This is a genomic window from Mesorhizobium sp. CCNWLY176 (genome assembly GCF_037153935.1).
Classification (GTDB): domain Bacteria; phylum Pseudomonadota; class Alphaproteobacteria; order Rhizobiales; family Rhizobiaceae; genus Mesorhizobium_M; species Mesorhizobium_M zhangyense.
Map to the genome: position 1 here is coordinate 123,975 of NZ_JBBBDZ010000008.1, position 26,546 is coordinate 150,520.

Genomic DNA, 26,546 nt, shown 5'->3' on the forward strand with positions numbered 1-26,546 from the left:
CTCGAAAGCCCGCGCCGGGCGGCACGTGTCGACGAAGCCACGAGATAGGCTCCGGACGGCAAAGATGCAAGCGGCCACCGATGATGGCAGCCGCTTGATCCCATATTGTTACTCAGCCTCAGCTGCCTTAACAGGCACCTTCACCGAGCCACCGGCCTTTTCGACCTTCTCGATGGCTGCCTTGGAGGCGCCGGCGATGTCGAAGGAGACCTTGCTCTTCAGTTCACCATCGCTGAGCAGACGCACGCCGTCCTTGACGCGGCGGATGACGCCGGCCTTGACCAGCACTTCAGCCGTAATGGTTTCCTTGGCGTCGAGCTTCTTGGCATCGATCGCGGTCTGGATGCGGGCCAGCGACACCGTCGCAAAGCTCTTTGCGAAGATGTTGTTGAAGCCGCGCTTCGGCAGACGCCGGTAAAGCGGCATCTGACCACCCTCGAAGCCGTTGATGGCGACGCCCGAACGAGCCTTCTGGCCCTTGACGCCGCGACCGCCGGTCTTGCCCGAACCCGAGCCGATGCCGCGTCCGAGACGCTTCTTCGAATGGGTTGCGCCGTCCTTGTCACGCAGTTCGTTGAGTTTCATGATCTTTCTCCTGCGCCCGGCTTATTTCTCGTCCACAACGCGGACGAGATGCTGCACTGCGGCGATCATGCCACGCACCGAGGGGGTATCCTCGAGGGTACGCTGGCGATGCATCTTGTTGAGGCCGAGGCCGACCAGCGTTGCGCGCTGTTCCTTCGGGCGGCGGATCGGGCTGCCGATCTGCTCGACCGTGATCGTCTTGGTAGCTTTCTTAGCCATGGTCGTAATCCTTGCCCGTCCGACTATTCTTCGGCGGCGACGGCAGAGCCGCGACGCGCCTGAAGGGTCGAATACTTGATGCCGCGCTGAGCAGCCACATCCTTGGGATGCATCTGGTTCTTCAGCGCATCGAACGTCGCGCGCACCATGTTGTACGGGTTCGACGAACCCATCGACTTGGCGACGACGTCATGCATGCCGAGCGTCTCGAAAACAGCGCGCATCGGACCACCGGCGATGATACCGGTACCAGCCTTGGCGGAGCGCAGCAGGACGCGGCCAGCACCATGGCGGCCTTCGACATCGTGGTGAAGCGTGCGGCCCGAACGCAGCGGCACGAAAATCAGATCGCGCTTTGCCGATTCGGTTGCCTTGCGGATAGCCTCAGGCACTTCGCGCGCCTTGCCGTGACCAAAGCCGACGCGGCCCTTCTGGTCGCCGACGACGACGAGTGCCGCAAAACCGAAGCGCCGGCCGCCCTTGACGACCTTGGCGACGCGGTTGATGTGGACGAGCTTGTCGACAAATTCGCTGTCGCGCTCTTCACGGTCACGACCGCCGCGGTTGCGGTCATCCCTACGTTCTTGTGCCATATCCTGTTCCTTGTTTTTTTCCGGAAGCACGGGGGTTAAAAACTGAAGTCCGGCGTCTATAACAGAGCCGGACTTATTTCAACTGTCGATCATGCGACGAGGCGCCACGCGCCTCGCAACAAATCGGATCAGAAGCTCAGGCCGGCCTCGCGGGCGGCTTCGGCAAGCGCCTTGACGCGGCCGTGATAGATGTACGGGCCACGATCGAAGACGACTTCCGTGACGCCGGCCTTGGAGGCGCGTTCGGCAAGCAGCTTGCCGACAGCGGCAGCAGCCGCGACATCGGCGCCGGTCTTCAGCGAACCCTTGATGTCCTTTTCGAGGGTCGAAGCGGCAGCAACGGTGTGGCCCTTCGAGTCGTCGATGATCTGCGCGTGGATATTCTTCGACGAGCGGTAGACCGACAGACGCAGGCGGTCGCCGGAGACCTTCTTGAGCTGACGGCGAACACGCGCGGCGCGGCGCTGGGTGGTTTCCTTGGAAGCCATAATGTCTGTTCCTTGCCTTCTTGGACGGGTGCGGCCATGTGCGGTAGGCGAATGCGCCTCCCGCGACCGCGCACCGCGGCTTTGTAATTACTTCTTCTTGCCTTCTTTGCGGACGATCTTCTCGCCAGCATACTTTACGCCCTTGCCCTTGTAGGGCTCAGGTTCGCGATACTTGCGGATCTCGGCCGCAACCTGGCCAACCGCCTGCTTGTCGATACCAGTGACGACGATTTCGGTCGGCTTCGGCACGGTGATCGTGATGCCTTCCGGCGTCTGGTAGACCACGTCATGGCTGAAGCCAAGTGCGAGCTGCAGGTTCTTGCCCTGCAGAGCCGCACGATAGCCGACGCCGCTGATCTCAAGCTTCTTCTCGAAGCCATCCTTGACACCGTTGAGGATGTTGACGATCTGCGTGCGCGACATGCCCCACTTGGAGCGTGCGACCTTCGACTGGTCGCGCGGCTGAACGGCGATCTGGCCGTCCTCGAACTTGACCAGCACTTCGTCGTTGACCACGAACTTCAGTTCGCCCTTGGGGCCCTTTGCCGTGACGGTCTGGCCGTCGACGGAAGCGGTCACGCCCTGAGGCAACGGAACGGGTTTCTTGCCAATACGAGACATGTTGTTGTCCTCGTTCTTTCTGTCTTATGCTCGCCCGATCAGAATATCTGGCAGAGGATTTCCCCGCCGACATTCTGTTCGCGCGCTTCATGGTCCGCCATAACGCCCTTCGGCGTCGACAGAATCGAAATGCCGAGGCCGTTGGCCACCTGCGGGATCGACTTGACCGACACGTAAACGCGGCGGCCAGGCTTCGAAACGCGGGCGATCTCGCGGATCACCGGTGCGCCGTCGAAATACTTCAGTTCGATCTCGATTTCCGACTTACCGTTGTCATAGTCGACCTGACTGTAGTCGCGGATGTAGCCTTCCGCCTTCAGAACGTCGAGAACGCGGGCACGCAGACGCGAGGCCGGCGTCGAAACCTTCGACTTCTTGCGGCCATAGGCGTTGCGGATGCGGGTCAGCATATCGCCGAGAGGATCACTTAGTGACATGTCGTGTGCTCCTTACCAGCTCGACTTGACCAGGCCCGGGACAGCGCCCAGCGAGCCAAGTTCGCGCAATGCAATACGCGACATCTTCAGTTTGCGATAATAGGCGCGCGGACGGCCCGTGATCTCGCAACGGTTGCGAATGCGGGTCTTGGACGTATTGCGCGGCATCGCCGCGAGCTTCAGCTGCGCCCGGAAACGCTCTTCGATCGGAAGGCTCTTGTCCATGATCGTCGCCTTGAGAGCCTTACGCTTTGCAGCGCTCTGCTCGACAAGCTTACGACGCCTGTTGTTTTTCTCGACTGAGCTGGTCTTTGCCATTTCAGATTTTTCCTTTTCTCGCTGCCGTTACTGGCGGAAGGGGAAGTTGAAAGCCTTGAGCAGTGCCCGAGCTTCGTCGTCCGTCTTCGCAGTCGTACAAACGATGATGTCCATACCCCAGATCTGGTCGACCTTGTCATAGGCGATCTCTGGGAAAATGATGTGTTCCTTGATGCCCATGGCATAGTTGCCACGGCCATCGAAGCTCTTCGGGTTCAGGCCGCGGAAGTCGCGGACGCGCGGCAGCGCGATCGTGACCAGACGGTCCAGGAACTCGTACATGCGGTCCTTGCGCAGGGTAACCTTGGCGCCGAGCGGCATCTTCTCGCGGACCTTGAAGCCGGCGATCGAATTGCGCGCATAGGTGATGACCGGCTTCTGGCCGGCGATCAGCGCCAGGTCAGCGGCGGCAACCGAAGGCTTCTTCGAGTCCGACGTCGCTTCACCGACACCCATGTTCAGGACGATCTTGTCGAGACGGGGTACTTCCATCTCGTTGTCGTATTTGAATTCTTCGAGCAGCGCCTTGCGGATGGTCTCGTCATAGACCGAGCGCAAGCGGGCCTGATATTCTGCCTTAGCCATTGATCACTTCTCCCGAGCGCTTTGCCACGCGCACCTTGGTCCCGTCCTTCTGGACCTGGAAACCGACACGGGTCGGCTTTCCGTCCTTGGGGTCGACCAGCGCGATGTTCGACAAATGGATCGGCGCTTCCTTGGTAATGATCCCGCCCTCTTGGGACTGGGACTGCTTCTGATGACGGCGGATCATGTTCACGCCGCGAACGACTGCCTTGTCGTCCTTGGGCATGACCCGGACGACTTCACCCGAACGGCCCTTGTCCTTGCCGGCCAGAACGACGACCTTGTCGCCTTTGCGAATCTTTTGCATTTTTCCGGCTCCTTACAGCACTTCAGGCGCGAGCGAGATGATCTTCATGTGGTTCTTGGCGCGGAGTTCGCGCGGAACCGGTCCAAAGATACGCGTGCCGATCGGCTCTTTCTTGTTATCGACGAGAACAGCTGCGTTCTTGTCGAAACGGATCACGCTGCCGTCCGGACGGCGGATGTCCTTGGCCGTGCGAACCACGACCGCCTTCATCACATCGCCCTTCTTGACGCGGCCGCGCGGAATGGCTTCCTTGATCGACACCACGATGATGTCACCAACGGAAGCGTATTTCCGCTTCGAGCCGCCCAGCACCTTGATGCACATGACACGACGAGCGCCGGAATTGTCCGCGACGTCGAGGTTTGTTTGCATCTGAATCATGACTGACCGCCTTCTTCATTCCTGGGTAGAGCCCTCGCCCTACCCGGTCTGTCCAAAAATTTAGTTACTGCGACGCCTGGGCGTCGGTGATGACGACCCAGCGCTTATCCTTGGAGATCGGCGCCGACTCCTGGATGAAGACCTGATCGCCGACCTTGCACGCGTTGTTTTCGTCGTGCGCCTTGTACTTCTTCGACATACGCACGGTCTTCTTCATGACCGGATGCGTGAAGCGCCGTTCGACCTTGACGACGACCGTCTTCTCGTTCTTGTCGCTGACGACGGTGCCCTGCAGAATGCGCTTTGGCATGATTTTCGTCCTTATGCCTTCTTGGCCGAAGATTTTTCGGCGGCGATGGTCTTGATGCGCGCGATGTCCCTGCGGACTTCCTTCACGCGGGCTGTCTTCTCGAGCTGGCCTGTCGCCTTCTGGAAGCGCAGGTTGAACTGCTCCTTCTTCAGCGAGGCCAGATCGTCATTCAACTGGTCGGCGGTCTTGGACCGTGCTTCTGCGGCTTTCATGACTCGTGACCTTTCTATTCAGCTATACGCTGTACGAAACGCGTTCTGACGGAGAGTTTGGCTGCGCCGAGACGCAGCGCTTCACGCGCCACTTCTTCCGACACGCCGTCGATCTCGAACATCACACGGCCCGGCTTGATACGGCACGCCCAGTAGTCGACCGCGCCCTTGCCCTTGCCCATGCGGACTTCGGTAGGCTTCGAGGTCACCGGAACGTCCGGGAAAATACGGATCCACACACGGCCCTGGCGCTTCATTTCACGCGTGATCGCGCGGCGTGCCGCCTCGATCTCGCGTGCGGTGACGCGGTTAGGCTCCAGCGCCTTCAGTCCGAAGCCACCAAAATCCAGGTCGGTGCCGCCCTTGGCGGCGCCGTGGATGCGGCCCTTGAACTGCTTGCGGAACTTTGTGCGCTTTGGCTGCAGCATCGTTCTTACTCCAAATTCCTATGCTTCTCAGGCGTTCTCGCGGCGGCGGCCGCCACGGTCGTTACGCTCGCCTGCATGTGCGTGCTCGCCTTCCGTCGCGCGGCGCTCCGAAGCCATCGGGTCGTGCTCGAGGATCTCGCCCTTGAACACCCAGACCTTGACGCCGCAGATGCCGTAAGCCGTCTTGGCTTCAGCCGTGCCGTAGTCAACATCGGCACGCAACGTGTGCAGCGGCACGCGACCTTCGCGATACCATTCCATACGTGCGATTTCAGCGCCGCCGAGACGGCCCGAGCAGTTGATGCGGATGCCTTCGGCGCCGAGACGCATGGCCGACTGGACAGCGCGCTTCATCGCACGGCGGAACGCGATACGGCGCTCAAGCTGCTGTGCGATCGACTGCGCGACCAGCGTCGCGTCGATCTCGGGCTTGCGAACCTCGACGATGTTGAGGTGCGTTTCCGACTTGGTCATCTCCATCAGCTTCTTACGAAGCTTCTCGATGTCCGCGCCCTTCTTGCCGATGATCAGGCCAGGACGGGCAGCGTGGATCGTGACGCGGCACTTCTTGTGCGGACGCTCGATGACGACTTTCGAGATCGCAGCCTGCTTGAGCTCTTCCTTAAGATACTCGCGGATCTTGATGTCTTCATGCAACAGCTGGCCGTACTCGCCGGTGTTTGCATACCAGCGGGAATCCCAAGTGCGGTTAATGCCGAGGCGGAAACCGATCGGATTGATTTTCTGACCCATCAGGCGGCCTCCCCTTTCTCTTCGACTTCACGAACAACGATCGTGAGGTGCGAAAATGGCTTCTCGATGCGGCTTGCACGGCCGCGGCCACGGGCGTGGAAGCGCTTCATGACGATCGACTTGCCGACATAGGCTTCGGCAACGATCAGCGCATCGACGTCGAGGTCGTGATTGTTTTCCGCGTTGGCGATCGCCGACTCCAGCGTCTTCTTGACGGTGTCGGAGATGCGCTTGCGCGAGAATTCCAGATCCGAAAGCGCGGTCGCGACCTTCTTGCCGCGGATGAGCGCGGCAACCAGGTTCAGCTTCTGCGGGCTGACGCGGATGGTGCGGAGGACCGCACGCGCCTCGTTGTCAGCAAGCCTGCGCGGAGCTTTGGCCTTGCCCATGTTACTTCCTCTTCGCTTTCTTGTCCGCGCCGTGACCGTAATAGGTCCGCGTCGGGGCGAATTCGCCCAACTTGTGGCCAACCATGTCTTCAGACACGGAGACCGGGATATGCTTCTGGCCGTTGTAGACGCCGAAGGTCAGGCCGACGAACTGCGGCAGAACCGTGGAACGACGGCTCCAGGTCTTGATCACTTCGCTACGGCCGCCTTCGCGCACCTTCTCGGCTTTCTTGAGAAGAAAGCCGTCGATGAACGGGCCTTTCCAAACTGAACGGGTCACGTCAGACTACCTCTCTTTAGCTCTTGCGCTGATGGCGCGAGCGCAGGATGAACTTGTCGGTCGCCTTGTTGGACCGCGTCTTCTTGCCCTTGGTCGGCTTGCCCCACGGAGTAACCGGGTTACGACCACCAGAGGTGCGGCCTTCACCACCGCCGTGCGGATGGTCGACCGGGTTCATGGTGACGCCGCGGTTATGCGGGCGCTTACCGCGCCAGACCGTGCGACCTGCCTTGCCATCGTTGATGTTGGAGTGGTCCGGGTTGGAGACCGCTCCGACAGTCGCGATGCACGAGCCGAGCACGACGCGCTGTTCACCCGAGTTCAGGCGAAGGATCGCCATGCCCTGGTCACGGCCGACGAGCTGTGCATAAGCACCTGCCGAACGTGCGATCTGGCCGCCCTTGCCGGGCTTCAGCTCGACATTGTGGACGATCGTGCCGACCGGCATACCACCCAGCGGCATCGCATTGCCCGGCTTCACGTCGACGCTCTCGCCGGCGATGACCTTGTCGCCAACGGCGAGGCGCTGCGGCGCCAGGATGTAGTTCAGCTCGCCGTCTTCATACTTGATCAGCGCGATGAAAGCCGTGCGGTTCGGGTCATACTCGAGCCGCTCGACGGTCGCCGACACGTCGAACTTGCGACGCTTGAAGTCGATGATGCGATACGAACGCTTGTGACCGCCGCCGATGAAGCGAGCCGTGATGCGACCGTAGTTGTTGCGGCCGCCCGACTTGGTCAGGCCTTCGGTCAGACCCTTGACCGGCTTGCCCTTGTACAGCGCCGAGCGATCGACGATGACCAGCTGGCGAAGGCTTGGCGTTACCGGTTTGAATTTCTTGAGTGCCATTGTTCTGTCCTCGCGCCTGTCAGAGACCCGTCGCGACGTCGATCGACTGGCCGTCGGCCAGCGTCACAATCGCCTTCTTCACGTCGCTCTGACGGCCAATCGTGCCGCGGAAACGCTTCACCTTGCCCTTGCGGACCAGCGTGTTGACCGCCGTGACCTTGACGCTGAACAGCGCTTCGATCGCAGCCTTGATTTCCGGCTTCGTCGCCTTCTTGGCGACATTGAAGACGACCTGGTTCTGTTCGGAAGCCATGGTCGACTTTTCGGTGATCGCCGGCGAAACGATCACGTCGTAGTGGCGGAGATCCGTCATTTGAAGCGCTCCTCGAGAGCCTCGACGGCGGCCTTCGAAAGGACCAGCGTGCCGCGGCGCAGAATGTCGTAGACGTTGATGCCCTGAATGGGCAGCACGTCGATGTTCGGGATGTTCGACGCAGCGCGCTTGAAGTTCACGTCAAGCTCGGCACCGCCGATCACCAGTGCGTTGGTCAGGCCGAGCTTGGCGAAGTTCGTCACCAGGGCCTTCGTCTTGGCTTCGGTCATCGCCAGATCATCAACGATGATCAGGCTGGACGCCTTCAGCTTGGCCGAAAGAGCATGCTTCAGGCCGAGAGCGCGAACCTTCTTGGGAAGGTCGTGCTCGTGGCTGCGGACAACCGGGCCGTGAGCCTTGCCGCCGCCGCGGAACTGCGGAGCGCGAGCCGAATGGTGACGAGCGCGGCCCGTACCCTTCTGCTTGTACATCTTGGCACCGGTACGCGCGATTTCGGCGCGGCCCTTGGCCTTGTGCGTGCCCTGCTGCTTCTTGGCAAGCTGCCAGCGCACGACGCGCTGCAGAATGTCCTCGCGCGGATCAAGGCCGAAAATCTCCTCGGAGAGTTTCACCTTGCCGGCATCTTCGCCGCCAAGCGTTGAAATCTTGAGATCCATTATTCAGCTCCTTCTTTGGCGGAAGCTTCAGTCTTCTGCCCGGCACGAATGCCAGCCGGCTTCGGAGCGTTTTCCGGCAGTGCTTCCTTGGCGGCGTCGCGGACCAGGATCCAGGCGCCCTTGGTGCCGGGAACGGCGCCGCGGATCAGGATCAGGCCGCGATCCGTGTCGGTCGAAACGACCTCGACGTTCTGCGTGGTCACGCGGGTAGCACCCATGTGGCCGGCCATCTTCTTGCCCTTGAACACCTTGCCCGGGTCCTGACGCTGACCGGTCGAACCGTGTGCACGGTGCGAAACCGAGTTACCGTGGGTCGCGCGGCCACCACCGAAGTTGTGGCGCTTCATGACACCCTGGAAACCCTTACCCGTCGAGGTGCCCGTCACGTCGACCTTCTGGCCGGGGACGTAATGCTCAACGGTGATTTCGACGCCGACGTCGAGCATGTTGTCGTCCGACACGCGGAATTCGGCAACCTTCGACTTCGGCTCGACGGAGGCGGCAGCGAAATGACCGCGCATCGCCTTCGACGTGTTCTTGACCTTGGCCAGGCCAACGCCGAGCTGAACGGCCGTGTAGCCATTCTTCTCTTTCGTGCGCTGAGCCACGACCTGGCAGTTCTCCATGCGGAGAACCGTAACGGGCACATGCTCGCCAGCATCATTATAGATGCGGGTCATGCCCAACTTCTGTGCGATAACACCTGAACGCATCGGTTCGTTTTCCTTCAGAGGAGCCGTTTGGGTCTTCTCGCCCGGCTCATGTTAGCTCTTAGAGCTTGATTTCGACGTCGACACCTGCGGCGAGGTCGAGCTTCATCAGAGCATCGACGGTCTGCGGGGTCGGATCGACGATGTCCAGCAGACGCTTGTGCGTGCGCATCTCGAACTGCTCGCGGCTCTTCTTGTCGACGTGGGGCGAGCGGTTCACAGTGAACTTCTCGATCCGGGTCGGCAGCGGAATGGGCCCGCGAACATTGGCGCCGGTGCGCTTTGCCGTCGACACGATTTCGCGTGTGGAGGCGTCGAGCACCCGATGATCAAACGCCTTCAGGCGGATGCGGATATTCTGTCCGTTCATGCGTCACTTCCTTGTTCTGGCGCGGCGCGGGCTTTTACCGCGCCCGCGACAGATCGGTTAATTACTTATTCGACGATGGTGACGACGACGCCGGCACCGACGGTGCGGCCGCCTTCACGGATGGCGAAGCGCAGCTTCTCTTCCATCGCGATCGGCACGATCAGTTCGACATCGACCGTCACATTGTCGCCCGGCATCACCATTTCGGTGCCTTCGGCCAACTGCACGATGCCCGTCACGTCCGTCGTGCGGAAATAGAACTGCGGACGGTAGTTGGTGAAGAACGGCGTATGACGGCCACCCTCTTCCTTGGTCAGGATGTAGGCTTCAGCCTTGAACTTCTTGTGCGGCTTGACCGAACCCGGCTTGGCCAGAACCTGGCCGCGCTCCACACCTTCACGGTCGACGCCACGCAGCAGCGCGCCGATGTTGTCGCCGGCCTGACCCTGGTCGAGCAGCTTGCGGAACATCTCGACGCCCGTGCAGGTCGTCTTCGACGTCGCGCGAATGCCGACGATCTCGAGTTCTTCGCCAACCTTGACGATGCCGCGCTCGACGCGGCCGGTCACGACCGTGCCACGGCCCGAGATCGAGAACACGTCTTCGATCGGCATCAGGAACGGCTGGTCGATCGGACGCTCAGGCGTCGGGATGTAGGCGTCAACCGCTGCCATCAGCTCACGGATCGCGTCTTCACCGATCTTCTTGTCCGAATCTTCCAGAGCAGCCAGAGCCGAACCCTTGACGATCGGAATGTCGTCGCCCGGGAATTCGTTCTTCGACAGAAGCTCGCGAACTTCCAGCTCGACCAGTTCGAGCAACTCGGCGTCATCGACCTGGTCGACCTTGTTCAGGAACACCACGATCGAAGGCACGCCGACCTGACGGGCGAGCAGGATGTGCTCGCGGGTCTGCGGCATCGGGCCGTCAGCTGCCGAAACAACCAGGATCGCGCCGTCCATCTGGGCAGCACCGGTGATCATGTTCTTCACATAGTCGGCGTGGCCGGGGCAGTCGACGTGAGCATAGTGACGGTTCGGCGTCTCGTACTCAACGTGCGCCGTCGAGATCGTGATGCCGCGCGCCTTCTCCTCGGGAGCAGCGTCGATCTGGTCATACGCCTTGTATTCGCCAAAATACTTCGTGATCGCAGCCGTCAATGACGTCTTGCCATGGTCAACGTGACCAATCGTGCCAATGTTCACATGCGGCTTGTTGCGCTCAAATTTACTCTTAGCCATGTGAAGTCTCCATTCCTTGCAGCCCGTTAGGGCGTTGAATTAACTTAACGACGTAATTCCTCAGAATTACGCGTATTTCTTCTGAACTTCCTGGGCCACTGCAGTCGGAACCGCTTCGTAGTGGTCGAAGGTCATCGAGTACTGGGCGCGGCCCTGCGACATCGAGCGCAGGCTGTCCACATATTTGAACATGTTGGCCAGCGGGACCATCGCATTGACGACCACGGCAACACCGCGGCTTTCCTGACCCTGGATCTGGCCACGACGGCTGTTCAGATCGCCGATGACGCTGCCGACATAGTCTTCCGGCGTCACGACCTCGACCTTCATGACCGGCTCGAGCAGCTGAACACCAAGCTTCGGTGCAGCTTCGCGAAGACAGGCGCGGCCGGCGATTTCGAAGGCCAGAACCGAGGAGTCGACATCGTGGAAGGCACCGTCGATGAGGGTCGCCTTGACGGCGATCATCGGGAAGCCTGCGAAAGGACCGGACGACAGAACGCTGCGAATGCCCTTTTCGACACCCGGTACGTATTCCTTGGGAACCGCACCGCCGACGATCTTGGACTCGAACACGAAATCTTCGCCTTCGGGGTTAGGCTCGAACACGATCTTGACGCGGGCAAACTGACCCGTACCACCCGACTGCTTCTTGTGGGTGTAGTCCTGCTCGTGAGTACGCGTGATGGTTTCGCGATACGCAACCTGCGGGGCGCCGACATTGGCCTCGACCTTGTATTCGCGCTTCATGCGATCGACGATGATGTCGAGGTGAAGCTCGCCCATGCCGGCGATGATGGTCTGGCCCGACTCTTCGTCGGTCTTGACGCGGAAGGACGGATCCTCAGCAGCCAGGCGATGCAGCGCGAGGCCCATCTTTTCCTGGTCGCCCTTGGTCTTCGGCTCGATCGCGATCTGGATGACCGGCTCGGGGAATTCCATGCGCTCAAGGATAACCGGCTTCAGCGGATCGCAAAGCGTATCGCCAGTGGTCGTTTCCTTGAGGCCGGCCAGAGCGACGATGTCGCCGGCGTAGGCCTCTTCGATGTCGGAGCGCGAGTTGGAGTGCATCTGCAGCATGCGGCCGATGCGCTCTTTCTTGCCCTTGACGGTGTTCTCGAGCGAAGCGCCCTTGGCGACCTTTCCGGAATAGATGCGGCAGAACGTGAGCGAACCGACGAACGGATCATTCATGACCTTGAAGGCCAGCATCGACATAGGCTCTTCATCATTCGGCAGGCGAATGAGGTCGGCTTCGGTCTTGGGGTCGATACCCTTGATTGCCGGAACGTCGATCGGCGAAGGCAGGAACTCGACAACGGCGTCGAGCAGTGGCTGAACGCCCTTGTTCTTGAAGGCCGAGCCGCAGAACATCGGGAAGAACTTGACGGCAATCGTGCCCTTGCGGATCAGAGCGCGCAGTTCATCGTTCGTCGGCATCTTGCCTTCGAGGTAGTTCTCAAGCGCGGTCTCGTCCATTTCGACGGCCGTCTCGATCATACGCTCACGGTACTCTTCAGCCCGATCCTTGAGATCGGCCGGAATTTCCACGACATCCCAGGCAGCGCCGAGGCTCTCGTCGCGCCAAACCAGCGCGTTCATCTCGATCAGATCGACGACGCCCTTGAATTCGGTCTCGGCACCGATCGGCAGCTGCATGACAACGGCGGTGGCACCAAGGCGGCTCTTGATCATCTCGGCCGAGCGATAGAAATCGGCACCGATCTTGTCCATCTTGTTGCAGAAAATCATGCGCGGGACATGGTACTTGTCGGCCTGGCGCCAGACGGTCTCGGTCTGCGGCTCAACACCGGCGTTCGCGTCAAGAAGAGCGATCGCGCCGTCGAGAACGCGCAGCGAACGCTCGACTTCAATGGTGAAGTCGACGTGGCCGGGCGTGTCGATGATGTTGAAGCGGCGCATCTTGCCATCGCGACCCTTCCAGTAAGTCGTCGTCGCAGCCGACGTGATGGTGATGCCGCGTTCCTGCTCCTGCTCCATCCAGTCCATGGTAGCAGCGCCGTCATGGACTTCGCCGATCTTGTGCGACTTGCCCGTGTAATAGAGGACGCGCTCGGTCGTCGTCGTCTTGCCGGCGTCGATATGCGCCATGATGCCGAAATTGCGGTAGTCTTCGATTTTATATTCGCGGGCCATGATGGATGCCTTCCTGTCCGTTCGCGCCGTTACCAGCGGTAGTGCGCGAAGGCGCGGTTGGCTTCCGCCATCTTGTGGGTGTCTTCACGCTTCTTGACGGCGGTGCCACGGTTGTTGGCAGCGTCCATCAATTCGCCCGACAGACGGTCGACCATGGTCGTCTCGTTACGGTTGCGTGCAGCAGTGATAAGCCAGCGAATGGCCAGGGCCTGACGGCGCTCCGGACGGACGTCGACGGGAACCTGGTAGGTTGCACCACCGACGCGGCGCGAACGAACCTCAACATGCGGCGCGACATTGTCGAGCGCCTGATGGAAAACCGTCACCGGCTCCTGCTTGGTCTTGGCCTGAACCTGATCAAGGGCACCGTAGACGATCGTCTCGGCGATCGACTTCTTGCCATCATACATGACGGCGTTCATGAATTTCGTAACGATCAGATCGCCGAACTTGGGGTCCGGGTTGATCTCACGCTTTTCTGCACTATGGCGTCGGGACATGGTTCTCGTCTCTCAACTTCAAGGCCGGCGATCAAACGCTCAAGCCGGTAAACCTTACTTCGGACGCTTGGCGCCGTACTTCGAGCGGCGCTGCTTGCGGTTCTTCACGCCCTGCGTGTCGAGCACGCCGCGGATGATGTGGTAACGCACACCCGGAAGATCCTTCACGCGGCCGCCGCGGATCATGACCACGGAGTGCTCCTGAAGGTTGTGACCTTCGCCGGGGATGTAGCCAATCACTTCGAAGCCATTGGTCAGGCGGATTTTCGCGACCTTACGGAGCGCGGAGTTCGGCTTCTTCGGCGTCGTCGTATAGACGCGCGTGCAGACGCCCCGCTTCTGCGGATTGGCCTGCATGGCCGGAACCTTATTGCGCTTTACCGGCGCAATGCGCGGCTTGCGGATCAGCTGGTTGACGGTAGGCATTAAACCCTCTTGTCTCTCAAATTCCGTGTCTCGGGCCCATTCACGGGCGGCTTCAAGCGGTATTTCCATACGCAAATTCGGGCCACAAACCGCGAATTCGCGGTGCGCCCGAACAAAAGCAGAGGAAGCGGAACCCGCCTCATGCACGCCGGAAATGTGTAGTCGCTCGTAAAACGAACCTTGTTTGAGGCAAACTCCAGAGCGTGTCGCGCCGGAAAGCCAGACCTCACATGGGTTCAGACGAGGCGGCTAATACGCGCTACCCCGCCCATCGTCAAGCCCGACCGCCCAAATATCTTAACAAAACCGCGACTTGAACGGCTCTGGCGCGGTCGGCGACATTTTCTTTCGCGATTTCGCAATTGCGAAAAAGAAAGTGACACGCTTTTGTCTGTCCCCTGCCCGATCTTCATGCGAAAAACCGCTCAAGGACGACAATAGCTGACTGATTAATGGAATCACCTATGAATGACAACGAAGAACGCCCCGTAACCATCATCACAGGCCGAGTCTGGCGCAGAAAAGGCGGAAAATCAGAGGGAGTCCACGTGATGCTGGTCGCGCCGGACGATGATTCGGCGGTTCGCCGCGCTTTGGAGGCACTGGCGAAGGAAGGTTATGCCGAAGCCGAGCTCGACCAGATCGGCGATATGGAGGGCGAGCCCGACGACGAGCCGCATCTGTCGGCATTTCAGGGCGCGCTGGAAGGTGACGTGTCCATCGTTACCTTCAACGAAGCGACCTGAGCGCCAATTGATTCGAGAATCAAAAAGGCCGTCCGGATGGGGCACAGCCGGACGGCCAAAGCGCGGAGATGGAGGTCAGACCTCCAATCGAAACCGCGTAGACTGAAACTGATACGTCAACCGTTCCCCTTCGAGCTTGCGCGCCAAAACCATGTAGCGCAAGAAACCGCCATAAGCAGAACGCCTGCCATCTCTTCTGTTGTCGGCTATGCCCCCTGGACAGAGATCGGCGGTGTCGCGAGGCAGGTGATTAAACCGCCTCTGTTGCATCGATATCCCGCGAACGGAACCAAGATCATCTAGGTCGCAGGATCCCCGCCCGAATCTGACACCGTAGGCAATCGTCCGGGCTAGTATCGGCTTCTGGCAGATGCGCTGTCACCCCCCATATGGGAGTGTCGGGCAATTCGCCGGCATTCGGGCTCAAACAAATAATGCCGCCGGGTCGCCCCGACGGCATTTTTCATTTCAAAAGCCCAAAGCTCACTGAGCTGCGTTGACCATGTCGGTCAGCATCGGCTCGGCGACTTCCACGCCGGACGTCTTGCGACGCTCGTCGAGGATGAGTTCGTCGCGATGCGTCGCGATGCGACGGATCTGGCTCATCTGGCCACCTGTGCCGGCCGGGATGAGACGGCCGACGATGACGTTTTCCTTCAGGCCCTGCAGCATGTCGGTCTTGCCGGCAACGGCTGCTTCGGTGAGCACGCGGGTCGTCTCCTGGAAGGAGGCGGCCGAGATGAAGGACGGCGTCTGCAGCGAAGCCTTGGTGATGCCGAGCAGCACCGGCTGGCCTTCTGCAGGCTTCTTGCCTTCCTCGATCAGGCGGTCGTTGACCTCGTCGAACTCGATCACGTCGACATGGTCGCCCGGGATGTAGATCGAGTCGCCCTGTGCCGTGATCTCGACCTTCTGCAGCATCTGGCGAACGATCACCTCGATGTGCTTGTCGTTGATCAACACGCCCTGCAACCGGTAGACTTCCTGGATCTCGTTGACGAGATACGAGGCCAGAGCCTCCACGCCCTTGATCGCCAGGATGTCGTGCGGCGCCGGATTGCCGTCGAGGATGTAGTCGCCCTTCTCGATCGCGTCGCCGTCCTGAAGATGGAACGGCTTGCCCTTCGGAATCAGGTATTCGACCGGCTCCAGCGTCGAGTCATGCGGCTCGATGATGATGCGGCGCTTGTTCTTGTAGTCGCGCCCGAAGCGGATCGTACCGTCGATCTCGGCGATGATGGCGTGATCCTTCGGACGGCGAGCCTCGAAGAGTTCGGCAACACGCGGCAGACCGCCGGTGATGTCCTTGGTCTTCGCGCTTTCCATCGGAATACGCGCAATCACGTCGCCCGGACGAACCATAGAACCCGGTTCGACCGAAAGGATCGCCTCGACCGAGAGCAGGAAGCGTGCATCACCGCCCTTGGCGAGCTTGCCGACCTTGCCCTTCGCATCATGGATCGCGAGCGCCGGCTTGAGGTCCGAGCCACGCGGGGTCGAACGCCAGTCGATGACTTCACGCTTGGTGATGCCGGTCGATTCGTCGGCCGTTTCCTGAACGGAGATGCCGTCGACCAGATCCTCGAACACTACCCTGCCCTCGATTTCGGTGAGGATCGGGCGGGTGTACGGGTCCCACTCGGCGATACGCTGGCCGCGCTTCACCTTGTCGCCATCGTCCACGAAGATACGCGAACCATAGGTGACGCGGTGCGTGGCGCGTTCCTTGCCGGCTTCGTCCAGGATCAGAACCGCCATGTTGCGGCCCATGACCATGAGCTGGCCGTCGGAGTTGCGAACCACGTTGCGGTTGCGGATTTCGACCTTGCCCTCATACGAGGCTTCAAGGAACGAGCTGTCCACCACCTGCGCCGTACCGCCCATGTGGAAGGTACGCATGGTGAGCTGGGTGCCCGGCTCACCGATCGACTGCGCGGCGATGACGCCGACCGCTTCACCCTGGTTGACCGGGGTACCGCGGGCAAGGTCACGTCCGTAGCAGACGGCGCAGACGCCGGTCTTGACTTCGCAGGTCAGCGCCGAGCGGATGCGGATCGACTGGATCGCAGCCTTTTCGATCTGCTCTACGTCGCGCTCGTCCATCAGCGTGCCGGCCTTGACGATCAGGTCACCCGTAAGCGGGTGATTGATGTCGTCGAGCGCCGTGCGTCCGAGAACGCGCTGTCCAAGCGAGGCAACGACCTGGCCGGCATCGACGATCGGCTGCATGGTGAGGCCCTTGTCGGTGCCGCAGTCGACGGAGTTGACGATGCAATCCTGCGCCACGTCGACGAGACGACGGGTCAGGTAGCCGGAGTTTGCCGTCTTCAACGCGGTGTCGGCCAGACCCTTGCGGGCGCCGTGGGTCGAGTTGAAGTATTCAAGAACGGTCAGACCTTCCTTGAAGTTCGAGATGATCGGTGTTTCGATGATCTCGCCCGAAGGCTTGGCCATCAGGCCGCGCATGCCGGCGAGCTGACGCATCTGGGTGGGCGAACCACGCGCACCCGAATGCGACATCATGTAGATCGAGTTCATCGGCTTCTGACGGCCATTGTCCTCGAACTCGACGGCCTTGATGCGGGCCATCATCTCGTCGGCGACCTTTTCCGAGCACTTGGCCCAGGCGTCGACGACCTTGTTGTACTTTTCGCCCTGAGTGATCAGGCCGTCATTGTACTGCTGCTCGTATTCCTTCGCGAGCGCCTCGGTGTCGGCAACCAGCTTCTCCTTGGCATCCGGGATCAGCATGTCGTCCTTGCCGAACGAAATGCCGGCGCGGCAGGCATGGGCAAAGCCGAGAGCCATGATGCGATCGCAGAAAATGACCGTCTCCTTCTGACCGCAGTGGCGGTAGACGGTGTCGATCATCTTGGAGATGTTCTTCTTGGTCATCTCCTGGTTTGCGGTCTCGTATGGCACGTTGACGTTCTTCGGCAGAAGCTCGCCGATGATCATGCGGCCCGGCGTCGTGTCATGGATCTTCGACACGACGTTGCCTTCCGCATCGACCGTGCGGAAACGGCCACGGATCTTGGCGTGCAGCGTCACAGCCTTGGTTTCGAGCGCGTGCTGGAGTTCGCCCATATCGGCAAACACCATGCCCTCGCCCGGCTCGTTCTGGTTGACGATCGACAGGTAGTACAGGCCCAGCACCATGTCCTGCGACGGCACGATGATCGGTGCGCCGGAGGCCGGGTGCAGGATGTTGTTGGTCGACATCATCAGGACGCGGGCTTCAAGCTGAGCTTCAAGCGACAGCGGCACGTGAACGGCCATCTGGTCACCGTCGAAGTCGGCGTTGAAGGCCGTGCAGACCAGCGGGTGAAGCTGGATCGCCTTGCCTTCGATCAGGATCGGCTCGAACGCCTGGATGCCAAGACGGTGCAGCGTCGGAGCACGGTTGAGCAGAACCGGATGTTCGCGGATGACCTCGTCGAGGATATCCCAGACTTCCGGCTTTTCCTTTTCGACCAGCTTCTTGGCCTGCTTGACGGTCGAGGAGTAACCCTTGGCGTCGAGGCGGGCGTAGATGAACGGCTTGAACAGCTCGAGCGCCATCTTCTTCGGCAGGCCGCACTGGTGCAGCTTGAGCTCCGGACCGGTCACGATGACCGAACGGCCGGAATAGTCGACGCGCTTGCCGAGCAGGTTCTGGCGGAACCGGCCCTGCTTGCCCTTGAGCATGTCGGACAGCGACTTCAGCGGACGCTTGTTGGCGCCTGTGATGACGCGGCCGCGGCGGCCGTTGTCGAACAGTGCATCGACCGCTTCCTGAAGCATGCGCTTCTCGTTGCGGATGATGATGCCCGGCGCACGAAGCTCGATCAGGCGCTTCAGGCGGTTGTTACGGTTGATGACGCGGCGATAGAGATCGTTCAGATCGGACGTCGCAAAGCGGCCGCCATCCAGCGGCACCAGCGGACGCAGGTCCGGCGGGATCACCGGCACGACCTTCATGATCATCCATTCCGGACGGTTGCCGGATTCCATGAAGTTCTCGACCACCTTGAGGCGCTTGAGATACTTCTTCTGCTTCAGTTCCGACGTGGTCGAGGCAAGCTCGGAGCGCAGGTCGCCCGCGATCTTCTCCAGGTCCATACCGGCCAGAAGGTCATGGATGGCCTCAGCGCCGATCATGGCGGTGAACTGGTCCTCGCCATACTCGTCGACGGCGATCATGTATTCTTCTTCGGAAAGAAGCTGGTTTTCCTTAAGCGCCGTCAGGCCCGGCTCGGTGACGATGTAGTTCTCGAAATAGAGAACGCGCTCGATATCCTTGAGCGTCATGTCGAGCAGCGTGCCGATACGCGAAGGCAGCGACTTCAGGAACCAGATGTGGGCGACGGGTGCTGCGAGCTCGATATGGCCCATGCGCTCGCGGCGAACGCGCGACAGCGTGACTTCAACGCCGCACTTTTCGCAGATGACGCCCTTGTACTTCATGCGCTTGTACTTGCCGCACAGGCACTCATAGTCCTTGATCGGCCCGAAAATGCGCGCGCAGAACAGACCGTCGCGTTCCGGCTTGAACGTGCGGTAGTTGATCGTCTCCGGCTTCTTGATCTCGCCGAACGACCAGGACAGGATCTTTTCCGGGCTGGCGAGCGAAATCCGGATGGAATCGAACACCTGCGCCGGGGCGTTGTTGTTGAAGAGATTCATGACCTCTTGGTTCATGCCGTTCTCCTTCTCGGGACCGAAGGCCCCTATTCGAATATTACCGGGCGATTTAGCCCCTTGGGTGATCCGCTCGATCGCCGCCGCTTCGCTGGCGTCACCGGATCCGTACGAGCGGCCGATCTTGCGGCCGCATGAATTTGTCGGCGAACCGCAGAGCGCATTCGCGCTCCGCGATTCGCCTTATTCGCCTATTCGGCAGCGTCAGGCAGACGCGTCGGCTGCTCGTCGATCCTGGTGTTTTCCAGTTCGACGTTGAGACCCAGCGAGCGCATTTCCTTGACGAGAACGTTGAAGCTCTCCGGAATGCCTGCCTCGAAGGAGTCGTCGCCACGCACGATCGCCTCGTAGACCTTGGTACGGCCTGCCACGTCGTCCGACTTCACGGTCAGCATTTCCTGCAGCGTGTAGGCGGCGCCGTAAGCTTCGAGCGCCCAGACCTCCATTTCGCCGAAGCGCTGGCCACCGAACTGCGCCTTGCCGCCCAGCGGCTGCTGGGTAACGAGCGAGTACGGTCCGATCGAACGCGCGTGAATCTTGTCGTCCACGAGATGGTGAAGCTTGAGCATATAGATATAGCCCATCGTCACCTTGCGATCGAACGGCTCGCCGGTACGCCCGTCATAGAGCTGCGACTGACCGCTTGAATGAAGGCCCGCAGTTTCCAGCATCTCGTTGATGTGGACTTCATGCGCGCCATCGAACACCGGGGTCGCAATGGAGACGCCGCGCCTCATCTGCTCGCCGAGGCGAACGATGGACTCGTCGTCGAACTGGCGAACCGGCTCGTTGCGGTCGTTGTCCGGGATCAGGTGCTCGATCTCGTCCCGCAGAGGCTTGATGTTGGCGTTACCACCAGCCTTGTAGGCCTCGATCAGATCGCCGATCTTCCTGCCCATGCCGGCGCAAGCCCAGCCGAGATGCGTTTCCAGAATCTGGCCGACATTCATACGGCTCGGCACACCCAGCGGGTTGAGCACGATATCCGCATGCGTGCCGTCCTCGAGGAACGGCATGTCCTCGACCGGAACGATCCGCGACACGACACCCTTGTTGCCGTGACGGCCGGCCATCTTGTCGCCGGGCTGCATCTTGCGCTTCACGGCCACGAAGACCTTGACCATCTTCATGACGCCGGGCGGCATCTCGTCGCCGCGCTGCACCTTCTCGACCTTGTCCATGAAGCGCTGTTCGAGCGCCTTCTTGGAATCGTCGTACTGGCCGCGCAGAGCTTCGAGTTCGCTCTGCTGCTTCTCGTCCTCGACGGCAAACTGCCACCACTGCGAACGCGGATACTCTTCCAGCGTGTCCTTGCCGACGCTCGAGCCCTTCTTGAAGCCCTTCGGTCCGGCAATCGCGTCCTTGCCGATGAGCACGTCGCTCAGGCGGCTATAGACGTTGCGGTCGAGGATCGCCTGCTCGTCGTCACGGTCCTTGGCCAGACGTTCGATTTCCTCGCGCTCGATCGCCATTGCACGTTCGTCTTTTTCGACGCCGTGGCGGTTGAACACGCGGACTTCGACGACCGTGCCGTAGGTTCCGGGCGGCATGCGCATAGAGGTGTCACGTACGTCCGAAGCCTTCTCGCCAAAGATGGCGCGCAGAAGCTTTTCTTCCGGCGTCATCGGGCTTTCGCCCTTCGGCGTGATCTTGCCGACCAGGATGTCGCCCGGCAGCACTTCTGCGCCGATATAGACGATGCCGGCTTCGTCGAGGTTCTTCAGCGCTTCTTCCGAAACGTTCGGAATGTCGCGCGTGATTTCCTCCGGCCCAAGCTTGGTATCGCGGGCCATGACCTCGAACTCCTCGATGTGGATCGAGGTGAAGACGTCGTCGGCCACGATACGCTCGGAGAGCAGGATCGAGTCCTCGTAGTTGTAGCCATTCCACGGCATGAACGCGACGAGCACGTTGCGGCCGAGCGCCAGATCGCCGAGATCGGTCGAAGGACCGTCGGCAATGATGTCGCCCTTGTTGACGTGATCGCCCATGCGAACCAGCGGACGCTGGTTGATGCAGGTGTTCTGGTTCGAACGCTGGAACTTCATCAGCCGGTAGATATCGACACCGGATTTGCCCGGATCGAGATCTTCCGTTGCGCGGATGACGATACGCGTCGCATCGACCTGGTCGACGATGCCGCCGCGACGGGCGCCGATGGCAGCGCCTGAGTCACGGGCGACGATCGGCTCCATGCCGGTGCCGACGAACGGCGCTTCGGCGCGCACCAGAGGCACGGCCTGACGCTGCATGTTCGAGCCCATCAGAGCGCGGTTGGCGTCGTCGTTTTCAAGGAACGGGATGAGCGCCGCGGCTACCGAAACAAGCTGCTTCGGCGAAACGTCCATGAGATCGACGTTTTCGCGCGGCGCCATCATCACTTCGCCGGCATGACGGCAAATGACGAATTCGTCGACGAAACCGCCGTTCTTGTCGAGCAAGGCGTTGGCCTGCGCGACATAGTGCTTCGACTCTTCCATCGCCGAGAGGTAGCTGACGTCCAGCGTCACCTTGCCGTCCACGATCTTGCGGTAAGGCGTCTCGATGAAGCCGTACTTGTTGACGCGCGCAAACGTCGCCAGCGAGTTGATCAGGCCGATATTCGGGCCTTCCGGCGTTTCAATCGGGCAGATGCGGCCGTAATGCGTCGGGTGCACGTCGCGCACTTCGAAGCCGGCGCGCTCGCGGGTCAGACCACCGGGTCCAAGCGCCGAAAGACGACGCTTGTGGGTGATCTCCGACAGCGGGTTGGTCTGATCCATGAACTGCGACAGCTGCGAGGAACCGAAGAACTCGCGCACGGCGGCAGCCGCCGGCTTGGCGTTGATCAGGTCCTGCGGCATGACCGTGTCGATCTCGATCGAGGACATACGCTCCTTGATCGCACGCTCCATGCGGAGCAGGCCGACGCGGTACTGGTTTTCCATCAGCTCGCCGACCGAACGCACGCGGCGGTTGCCGAGATTGTCGATGTCGTCGATCTCGCCCTTGCCGTCGCGCAGTTCGACCAGCGTCTTGACCACGGCGAGGATGTCTTCCTTGCGCAGCACGCGCACGGTGTCCTCGGCCTTCAGGTCGAGACGCATGTTCATCTTGACGCGGCCGACGGCCGAAAGGTCGTAGCGGTCGGAGTCGAAGAACAGCGAATTGAACATCGCTTCGGCAGTGTCGATGGTGGGCGGCTCGCCCGGACGCATGACGCGGTAGATGTCGAATAGCGCGTCCTGGCGGCTCTCGTTCTTGTCGACGGTGAGCGTGTTGCGGATATAGCCGCCGACATTGATGTGATCGATGTCGAGAACGGTGAATTCTTCCGCGCCCGTCGAGAGAAGAACCTTGAGGGTCTTCTCGTCGATCTCGTCGCCGGCTTCGAGGAAGATCTCGCCGGTAGCAAAATCCACCACGTCTTCAGCCAGATAGCTGCCGTAGAGATCATCCTGCGTCGCCTTGATGGCCTTGAGACCCTTGTCAGCAAGCTGCTTGGCCTGACGCGCAGTGATCTTCTTGCCGGCTTCGACGACGATTTCGCCGGTGTCGGCATCGACCAGGTCATCGACAGCCTTCAGGCCGCGGAAACGATCCACGGTGAAGGGAATGCGCCAATGATCGCCCGACTGCTTGTATTCGATCTTGTTGTAGAAGGTGGAGAGGATCTCTTCACCGTCCATGCCAAGCGCCATCAGCAGCGACGTCACCGGAATCTTGCGGCGGCGGTCGATACGAGCGTGAACGACGTCCTTCGAGTCGAACTCGATGTCGAGCCACGAACCGCGATAGGGAATGACGCGCGCGGCAAACAGAAGCTTGCCCGACGAGTGCGACTTGCCCTTGTCGTGGTCGAAGAAGACGCCCGGCGAACGGTGCATCTGCGAAACGATGACGCGCTCGGTGCCGTTGATGATGAAGGTGCCGTTGAGCGTCATGAGCGGCATGTCGCCCATGTAGACGTCCTGCTCCTTGATGTCCTTGATGGACTTGGAGCCGGTATCCTCGTCGATATCGAACACGATAAGGCGCAGCGTCACCTTCAGCGGCGCTGCATAGGTCAGGTCGCGCTGACGGCATTCGTCAACGTCGAATTTCGGTGCCTCGAACTCGTATTTGACGAATTCCAGCATCGATGCGCCGGAAAAGTCCGAGATCGGGAAGACCGACTTGAAAACGGCCTGCAGTCCTTCGTCAGGACGGCCGCCCTTGGGCTCGTCCACCATCAGGAACTGGTCATAAGATGCCTTCTGAACCTCGATCAGGTTCGGCATCTCCGCAACTTCCGGAATATTCCCGAAGAATTTGCGTACGCGTCTGCGGCCATTGAAAGTCTGGGTCTGGGCCATCGTCGCTCCTTGCTGCCTCTCTTGGGGCGCGCTGCATCTCGCGCCTTGCAATACATGACCGCCTTCCGCCGGCGGTCCATCTGAAACGGGTGAAAACCCGTTTCCTGAAAGCCGTTTCCGGCCTTCAGGAAAGAGGTTCTCCAAACGCTTTCACGTCACGCGGGATCGGCGGACGGCAAAACCGTCCGCCGAAAGCCGTAACGCTTACTTCAGTTCGACCTTGGCGCCAGCTGCTTCGAGCTGAGCCTTGATCTTGTCGGCGTCCGCCTTGTTGACGGCTTCCTTGACCGGCTTCGGAGCGGCTTCCACCAGGTCCTTGGCTTCCTTGAGGCCGAGACCGGTGATCGCACGCACTTCCTTGATCACGTTGATCTTCTGAGCGCCGGCGTCGACGAGAACGACGTCGAATTCGGTCTTCTCTTCAACCGGAGCAGCAGCAGCGGCACCGCCGCCAGCAGCAGCAACAGCCACGGGAGCCGCAGCCGAAACGCCCCACTTTTCTTCCAGAAGCTTCGACAGCTCGGCCGCCTCGAGGACGGTCAGCTTCGAAAGGTCGTCTACGATCTTGGTGAGATCAGTCATTTTTAGTTTCCTTCAAAGTTCGAACAAATGTTGATGACAGCGAGGAACAACCTCATGCCGCCTCGTCCTTCCGGGCATAGGCGCCAAACACGCGGGCAAGCTGAGCTGCCGGTGCGTTGACGACCTGGGCGATCCTGGTAGCCGGGGTGGCGATCATGCCAACCAGACGTGCGCGCAGCTCATCGAGCGACGGGAGTGTGGCAAGAGCCTTCACACCGTCGGCGTTGAGTGCGGTCGTGCCCATCGAGCCGCCGAGAATGACAAGCTTGTCATTGCCCTTGGCGAAATCGGACGCGACCTTCGGCGCGGCAATTGGATCTTCCGAATAGGCAATCAGCGTCTGTCCGGTGAACAGGTCGATGATGCTTTCGGATTCCGTGCCCTGAAGAGCGATTTTGGCGAGGCGGTTCTTCGCGACTTTGACGGTGCCACCGGCTGCGCGCATTTTCGAACGAAGATCGTTCATCTGCGCAACGGTAATACCGGCATAGTGGGCCACGACGACTGAACCGGCGTTCGAGAACGCTTCATTCAGGCCCGTGACGAGTTCGCGTTTTTCCGCTCTGTCCACTGCCTATCTCCAGTTGACAGCCATCTCACTGTGAAATGACTGCCGGGGTTGCCTTTTGCCGGGCGGGCTATCCAGAAATTCCAGATCTCCCGAACGGCGTTCGAGGATCCTGCCCCCCTTATCGCCACACCAGCACGCCGGTGTGCAGACAAAAGGCAAACACGGTTCGAACCTTTCATTGGAGCGTTCGCTCCGTTGTCGGGTCTTCACCCGTCTCATGCAGGCCCATATGAATTAAGGCGAGCCGCCTGCAATCTCGGACAGGATTTCCGAAAGCGGTTTCCCGCCTTCGGATCCGGGTCGGTTAAGACCCGGAATTCTTCAGGGAATCAGGCCATTACAGCCTGACCCCAATTCAATCGATCAAGCCGTGGCGAGGGTCGAGAGATCGACCTTCAGGCCGGGGCCCATCGTCGAGGTGACGGACACCTTCTTGACGTAGACGCCCTTGGCGCCAGCCGGCTTGGCCTTGTTGACCGCATCGGCGAAGGCACGGATGTTTTCTTCCAGCGCCTTGACGTCGAAGGAAACCTTGCCGACGCCGCCATGAATGATGCCGGCCTTTTCCACGCGGAACTCGACCGCACCGCCCTTGGACGCCTTGACGGCGGCGGCGATGTCCATGGTCACAGTGCCGACCTTCGGGTTCGGCATCATGCCGCGGGGTCCGAGGACCTTACCGAGACGACCAACCAGCGGCATCATGTCCGGCGTGGCAATGCAGCGATCGAAATCGATCGTGCCCTTCTGGACGATCTCGACGAGATCTTCCGCACCGACGATGTCAGCGCCGGCGGCGCGGGCTTCATCAGCCTTCGCATCCTTGGCGAACACCGCGACGCGAACCGTGCGACCCGTGCCGTTCGGCAGGTTGACGACGCCGCGGACCATCTGGTCGGCATGACGCGGATCGACGCCGAGATTCATCGAGATTTCGATGGTCTCGTCGAACTTGACGGTGGAACGGTCCTTGAGAAGCTGGATCGCCTCACCCAGGCCGTAAGCCTTGTTGACGTCGATGCCCTCGCGGGACTTGGCTACGCGCTTTGCAATCTTTGCCATGATCTCAGCCCACCACTTCCAGGCCCATCGAGCGGGCGGAACCTTCGACCATGCGCATCGCCGCTTCCACGTCGTTCGCGTTCAGGTCCTTCATCTTGGCTTCGGCGATCTCGCGCACCTTGTCGCGGCTGATCTTGCCTGCACCGACCTTGCCCGGCTCCTTGGAACCCGACTTCAGGCCAGCGGCCTTCTTCAGGAAGTAGGACACCGGCGGCGTCTTCATGACGAAGGTGAACGACTTGTCCTGATAGTACGTAATGACGACCGGAACGGGCGAACCCTTTTCCATTTCCTGCGTCTGCGCGTTGAACGCCTTGCAGAATTCCATGATGTTAATGCCACGCTGACCAAGCGCAGGGCCGATCGGGGGCGACGGCGTTGCCGATCCCGCGGAGACCTGAAGCTTGAGCTGGCCTGCAATTTTCTTAGCCATTCTCTCTGCCTTGTTTCAAAGCCGGAATATTCCGGCGGTTGCAGTTTG

At 60.6% G+C, this 26,546-nt stretch carries 32 protein-coding genes; 1 reads left to right on the forward strand and 31 read right to left on the reverse strand.

Annotated elements, in window-relative coordinates; translation table 11 throughout:
* Positions 1 to 108: 108 nt before the first annotated feature.
* The 25 genes from rplO to rpsL all read right to left on the reverse strand — a co-directional run bounded on the left by rplO (position 109) and on the right by rpsL (position 14,090).
* Positions 109 to 585 carry a 50S ribosomal protein L15 gene (gene rplO, locus WBQ96_RS15220; RefSeq protein WP_336551167.1) on the reverse strand — a complete coding sequence of 159 codons (477 nt, stop codon included), beginning with the start codon at positions 583 to 585 and terminating at the stop codon, positions 109 to 111.
* Between the two features lie 21 nt (positions 586 to 606).
* Positions 607 to 804: a 50S ribosomal protein L30 gene (gene rpmD / locus WBQ96_RS15225; protein ID WP_091913578.1), complete on the reverse strand. Its 198-nt coding sequence runs from the start codon at positions 802 to 804 to the stop codon at positions 607 to 609.
* Positions 805 to 827: 23 nt separating this feature from the next.
* Positions 828 to 1,397, reverse strand: coding sequence for a 30S ribosomal protein S5 (gene rpsE, locus WBQ96_RS15230; RefSeq protein WP_091913577.1), 570 nt, complete (start codon positions 1,395 to 1,397; stop codon positions 828 to 830).
* A gap of 128 nt (positions 1,398 to 1,525) precedes the next feature.
* The gene (rplR, locus tag WBQ96_RS15235) at positions 1,526 to 1,885 is read right to left on the reverse strand and encodes a 50S ribosomal protein L18 (RefSeq protein ID WP_165113669.1); all 360 of its coding nucleotides are present in this window, start codon (positions 1,883 to 1,885) and stop codon (positions 1,526 to 1,528) included.
* Between the two features lie 87 nt (positions 1,886 to 1,972).
* Positions 1,973 to 2,506, reverse strand: coding sequence for a 50S ribosomal protein L6 (gene rplF, locus WBQ96_RS15240; protein WP_091913575.1), 534 nt, complete (start codon positions 2,504 to 2,506; stop codon positions 1,973 to 1,975).
* A 38-nt stretch (positions 2,507 to 2,544) separates the two neighbouring features.
* Positions 2,545 to 2,943, reverse strand: coding sequence for a 30S ribosomal protein S8 (gene rpsH, locus WBQ96_RS15245; RefSeq protein ID WP_091913574.1), 399 nt, complete (start codon positions 2,941 to 2,943; stop codon positions 2,545 to 2,547).
* A gap of 12 nt (positions 2,944 to 2,955) precedes the next feature.
* Positions 2,956 to 3,261 (reverse strand): 30S ribosomal protein S14, encoded by a 306-nt coding sequence (rpsN, locus tag WBQ96_RS15250; protein ID WP_336551168.1) that lies wholly within the window; start codon positions 3,259 to 3,261, stop codon positions 2,956 to 2,958.
* A gap of 27 nt (positions 3,262 to 3,288) precedes the next feature.
* The gene (gene rplE / locus WBQ96_RS15255) at positions 3,289 to 3,846 is read right to left on the reverse strand and encodes a 50S ribosomal protein L5 (RefSeq protein ID WP_091913572.1); all 558 of its coding nucleotides are present in this window, start codon (positions 3,844 to 3,846) and stop codon (positions 3,289 to 3,291) included.
* On the reverse strand, positions 3,839 to 4,153 hold the full coding sequence (gene rplX, locus WBQ96_RS15260) for a 50S ribosomal protein L24 (protein WP_091913571.1): 315 nt from the start codon (positions 4,151 to 4,153) through the stop codon (positions 3,839 to 3,841). Before rplX ends, rplE begins: the two co-directional genes overlap by 8 nt.
* A gap of 12 nt (positions 4,154 to 4,165) precedes the next feature.
* Positions 4,166 to 4,534: a 50S ribosomal protein L14 gene (rplN, locus tag WBQ96_RS15265; protein ID WP_006205457.1), complete on the reverse strand. Its 369-nt coding sequence runs from the start codon at positions 4,532 to 4,534 to the stop codon at positions 4,166 to 4,168.
* 64 nt (positions 4,535 to 4,598) lie between these two features.
* A complete protein-coding gene (gene rpsQ / locus WBQ96_RS15270) occupies positions 4,599 to 4,844 on the reverse strand; it encodes a 30S ribosomal protein S17 (protein ID WP_091913570.1) in 246 nt (81 codons plus the stop codon).
* Positions 4,845 to 4,855: 11 nt separating this feature from the next.
* Positions 4,856 to 5,056 (reverse strand): 50S ribosomal protein L29, encoded by a 201-nt coding sequence (rpmC, locus tag WBQ96_RS15275; RefSeq protein ID WP_091913569.1) that lies wholly within the window; start codon positions 5,054 to 5,056, stop codon positions 4,856 to 4,858.
* Positions 5,057 to 5,070: 14 nt separating this feature from the next.
* Entirely contained in the window at positions 5,071 to 5,484 is a 414-nt protein-coding gene (gene rplP, locus WBQ96_RS15280; protein WP_091913568.1) for a 50S ribosomal protein L16, read from the reverse strand.
* Between the two features lie 27 nt (positions 5,485 to 5,511).
* Entirely contained in the window at positions 5,512 to 6,237 is a 726-nt protein-coding gene (gene rpsC, locus WBQ96_RS15285) for a 30S ribosomal protein S3 (protein ID WP_091913567.1), read from the reverse strand.
* Positions 6,237 to 6,626 (reverse strand): 50S ribosomal protein L22, encoded by a 390-nt coding sequence (rplV, locus tag WBQ96_RS15290; RefSeq protein ID WP_091913566.1) that lies wholly within the window; start codon positions 6,624 to 6,626, stop codon positions 6,237 to 6,239. Before rplV ends, rpsC begins: the two co-directional genes overlap by 1 nt.
* A 1-nt stretch (position 6,627) precedes the next feature.
* Positions 6,628 to 6,906, reverse strand: coding sequence for a 30S ribosomal protein S19 (gene rpsS, locus WBQ96_RS15295; protein ID WP_091913565.1), 279 nt, complete (start codon positions 6,904 to 6,906; stop codon positions 6,628 to 6,630).
* Between the two features lie 16 nt (positions 6,907 to 6,922).
* Positions 6,923 to 7,756, reverse strand: coding sequence for a 50S ribosomal protein L2 (gene rplB / locus WBQ96_RS15300; RefSeq protein ID WP_336551361.1), 834 nt, complete (start codon positions 7,754 to 7,756; stop codon positions 6,923 to 6,925).
* 19 nt (positions 7,757 to 7,775) lie between these two features.
* The gene (locus WBQ96_RS15305) at positions 7,776 to 8,069 is read right to left on the reverse strand and encodes a 50S ribosomal protein L23 (protein ID WP_091913563.1); all 294 of its coding nucleotides are present in this window, start codon (positions 8,067 to 8,069) and stop codon (positions 7,776 to 7,778) included.
* Complete coding sequence (gene rplD, locus WBQ96_RS15310) at positions 8,066 to 8,686, reverse strand: 50S ribosomal protein L4 (protein WP_336551363.1); 621 nt, start codon at positions 8,684 to 8,686, stop codon at positions 8,066 to 8,068. The genes WBQ96_RS15305 and rplD overlap by 4 nt, the downstream gene beginning before the upstream one ends.
* Entirely contained in the window at positions 8,686 to 9,399 is a 714-nt protein-coding gene (gene rplC, locus WBQ96_RS15315) for a 50S ribosomal protein L3 (protein ID WP_091913561.1), read from the reverse strand. The genes rplD and rplC overlap by 1 nt, the downstream gene beginning before the upstream one ends.
* Positions 9,400 to 9,457: 58 nt before the next feature.
* The gene (rpsJ, locus tag WBQ96_RS15320) at positions 9,458 to 9,766 is read right to left on the reverse strand and encodes a 30S ribosomal protein S10 (protein WP_006205468.1); all 309 of its coding nucleotides are present in this window, start codon (positions 9,764 to 9,766) and stop codon (positions 9,458 to 9,460) included.
* A 65-nt stretch (positions 9,767 to 9,831) separates the two neighbouring features.
* Complete coding sequence (tuf, locus tag WBQ96_RS15325) at positions 9,832 to 11,007, reverse strand: elongation factor Tu (protein WP_165113639.1); 1,176 nt, start codon at positions 11,005 to 11,007, stop codon at positions 9,832 to 9,834.
* Between the two features lie 66 nt (positions 11,008 to 11,073).
* Positions 11,074 to 13,164 (reverse strand): elongation factor G, encoded by a 2,091-nt coding sequence (gene fusA / locus WBQ96_RS15330; protein ID WP_336551387.1) that lies wholly within the window; start codon positions 13,162 to 13,164, stop codon positions 11,074 to 11,076.
* 29 nt (positions 13,165 to 13,193) lie between these two features.
* Complete coding sequence (gene rpsG / locus WBQ96_RS15335; protein ID WP_165113660.1) at positions 13,194 to 13,664, reverse strand: 30S ribosomal protein S7; 471 nt, start codon at positions 13,662 to 13,664, stop codon at positions 13,194 to 13,196.
* Positions 13,665 to 13,718: 54 nt separating this feature from the next.
* Positions 13,719 to 14,090: a 30S ribosomal protein S12 gene (gene rpsL / locus WBQ96_RS15340; RefSeq protein ID WP_008837709.1), complete on the reverse strand. Its 372-nt coding sequence runs from the start codon at positions 14,088 to 14,090 to the stop codon at positions 13,719 to 13,721.
* A 464-nt stretch (positions 14,091 to 14,554) separates the two neighbouring features.
* Between rpsL and WBQ96_RS15345 the strand changes: the two genes are divergently transcribed.
* Complete coding sequence (locus tag WBQ96_RS15345; RefSeq protein ID WP_165113657.1) at positions 14,555 to 14,836, forward strand: transcriptional regulator; 282 nt, start codon at positions 14,555 to 14,557, stop codon at positions 14,834 to 14,836.
* Between the two features lie 483 nt (positions 14,837 to 15,319).
* Here WBQ96_RS15345 and rpoC read toward each other — a convergent pair whose 3' ends face one another.
* The 6 genes from rpoC to rplK form a co-directional block, all read right to left on the reverse strand.
* Positions 15,320 to 19,516 (reverse strand): DNA-directed RNA polymerase subunit beta', encoded by a 4,197-nt coding sequence (gene rpoC, locus WBQ96_RS15350; RefSeq protein ID WP_336551394.1) that lies wholly within the window; start codon positions 19,514 to 19,516, stop codon positions 15,320 to 15,322.
* Between the two features lie 191 nt (positions 19,517 to 19,707).
* Complete coding sequence (gene rpoB / locus WBQ96_RS15355; RefSeq protein WP_336551396.1) at positions 19,708 to 23,850, reverse strand: DNA-directed RNA polymerase subunit beta; 4,143 nt, start codon at positions 23,848 to 23,850, stop codon at positions 19,708 to 19,710.
* Positions 23,851 to 24,054: 204 nt separating this feature from the next.
* A complete protein-coding gene (rplL, locus tag WBQ96_RS15360) occupies positions 24,055 to 24,432 on the reverse strand; it encodes a 50S ribosomal protein L7/L12 (RefSeq protein WP_165113649.1) in 378 nt (125 codons plus the stop codon).
* A 52-nt stretch (positions 24,433 to 24,484) separates the two neighbouring features.
* Positions 24,485 to 25,003 (reverse strand): 50S ribosomal protein L10, encoded by a 519-nt coding sequence (gene rplJ / locus WBQ96_RS15365; RefSeq protein WP_165113647.1) that lies wholly within the window; start codon positions 25,001 to 25,003, stop codon positions 24,485 to 24,487.
* A 363-nt stretch (positions 25,004 to 25,366) separates the two neighbouring features.
* Positions 25,367 to 26,065, reverse strand: coding sequence for a 50S ribosomal protein L1 (gene rplA, locus WBQ96_RS15370; RefSeq protein WP_091918814.1), 699 nt, complete (start codon positions 26,063 to 26,065; stop codon positions 25,367 to 25,369).
* A gap of 4 nt (positions 26,066 to 26,069) precedes the next feature.
* Positions 26,070 to 26,498: a 50S ribosomal protein L11 gene (gene rplK, locus WBQ96_RS15375; protein ID WP_165113643.1), complete on the reverse strand. Its 429-nt coding sequence runs from the start codon at positions 26,496 to 26,498 to the stop codon at positions 26,070 to 26,072.
* Positions 26,499 to 26,546: the final 48 nt, after the last annotated feature.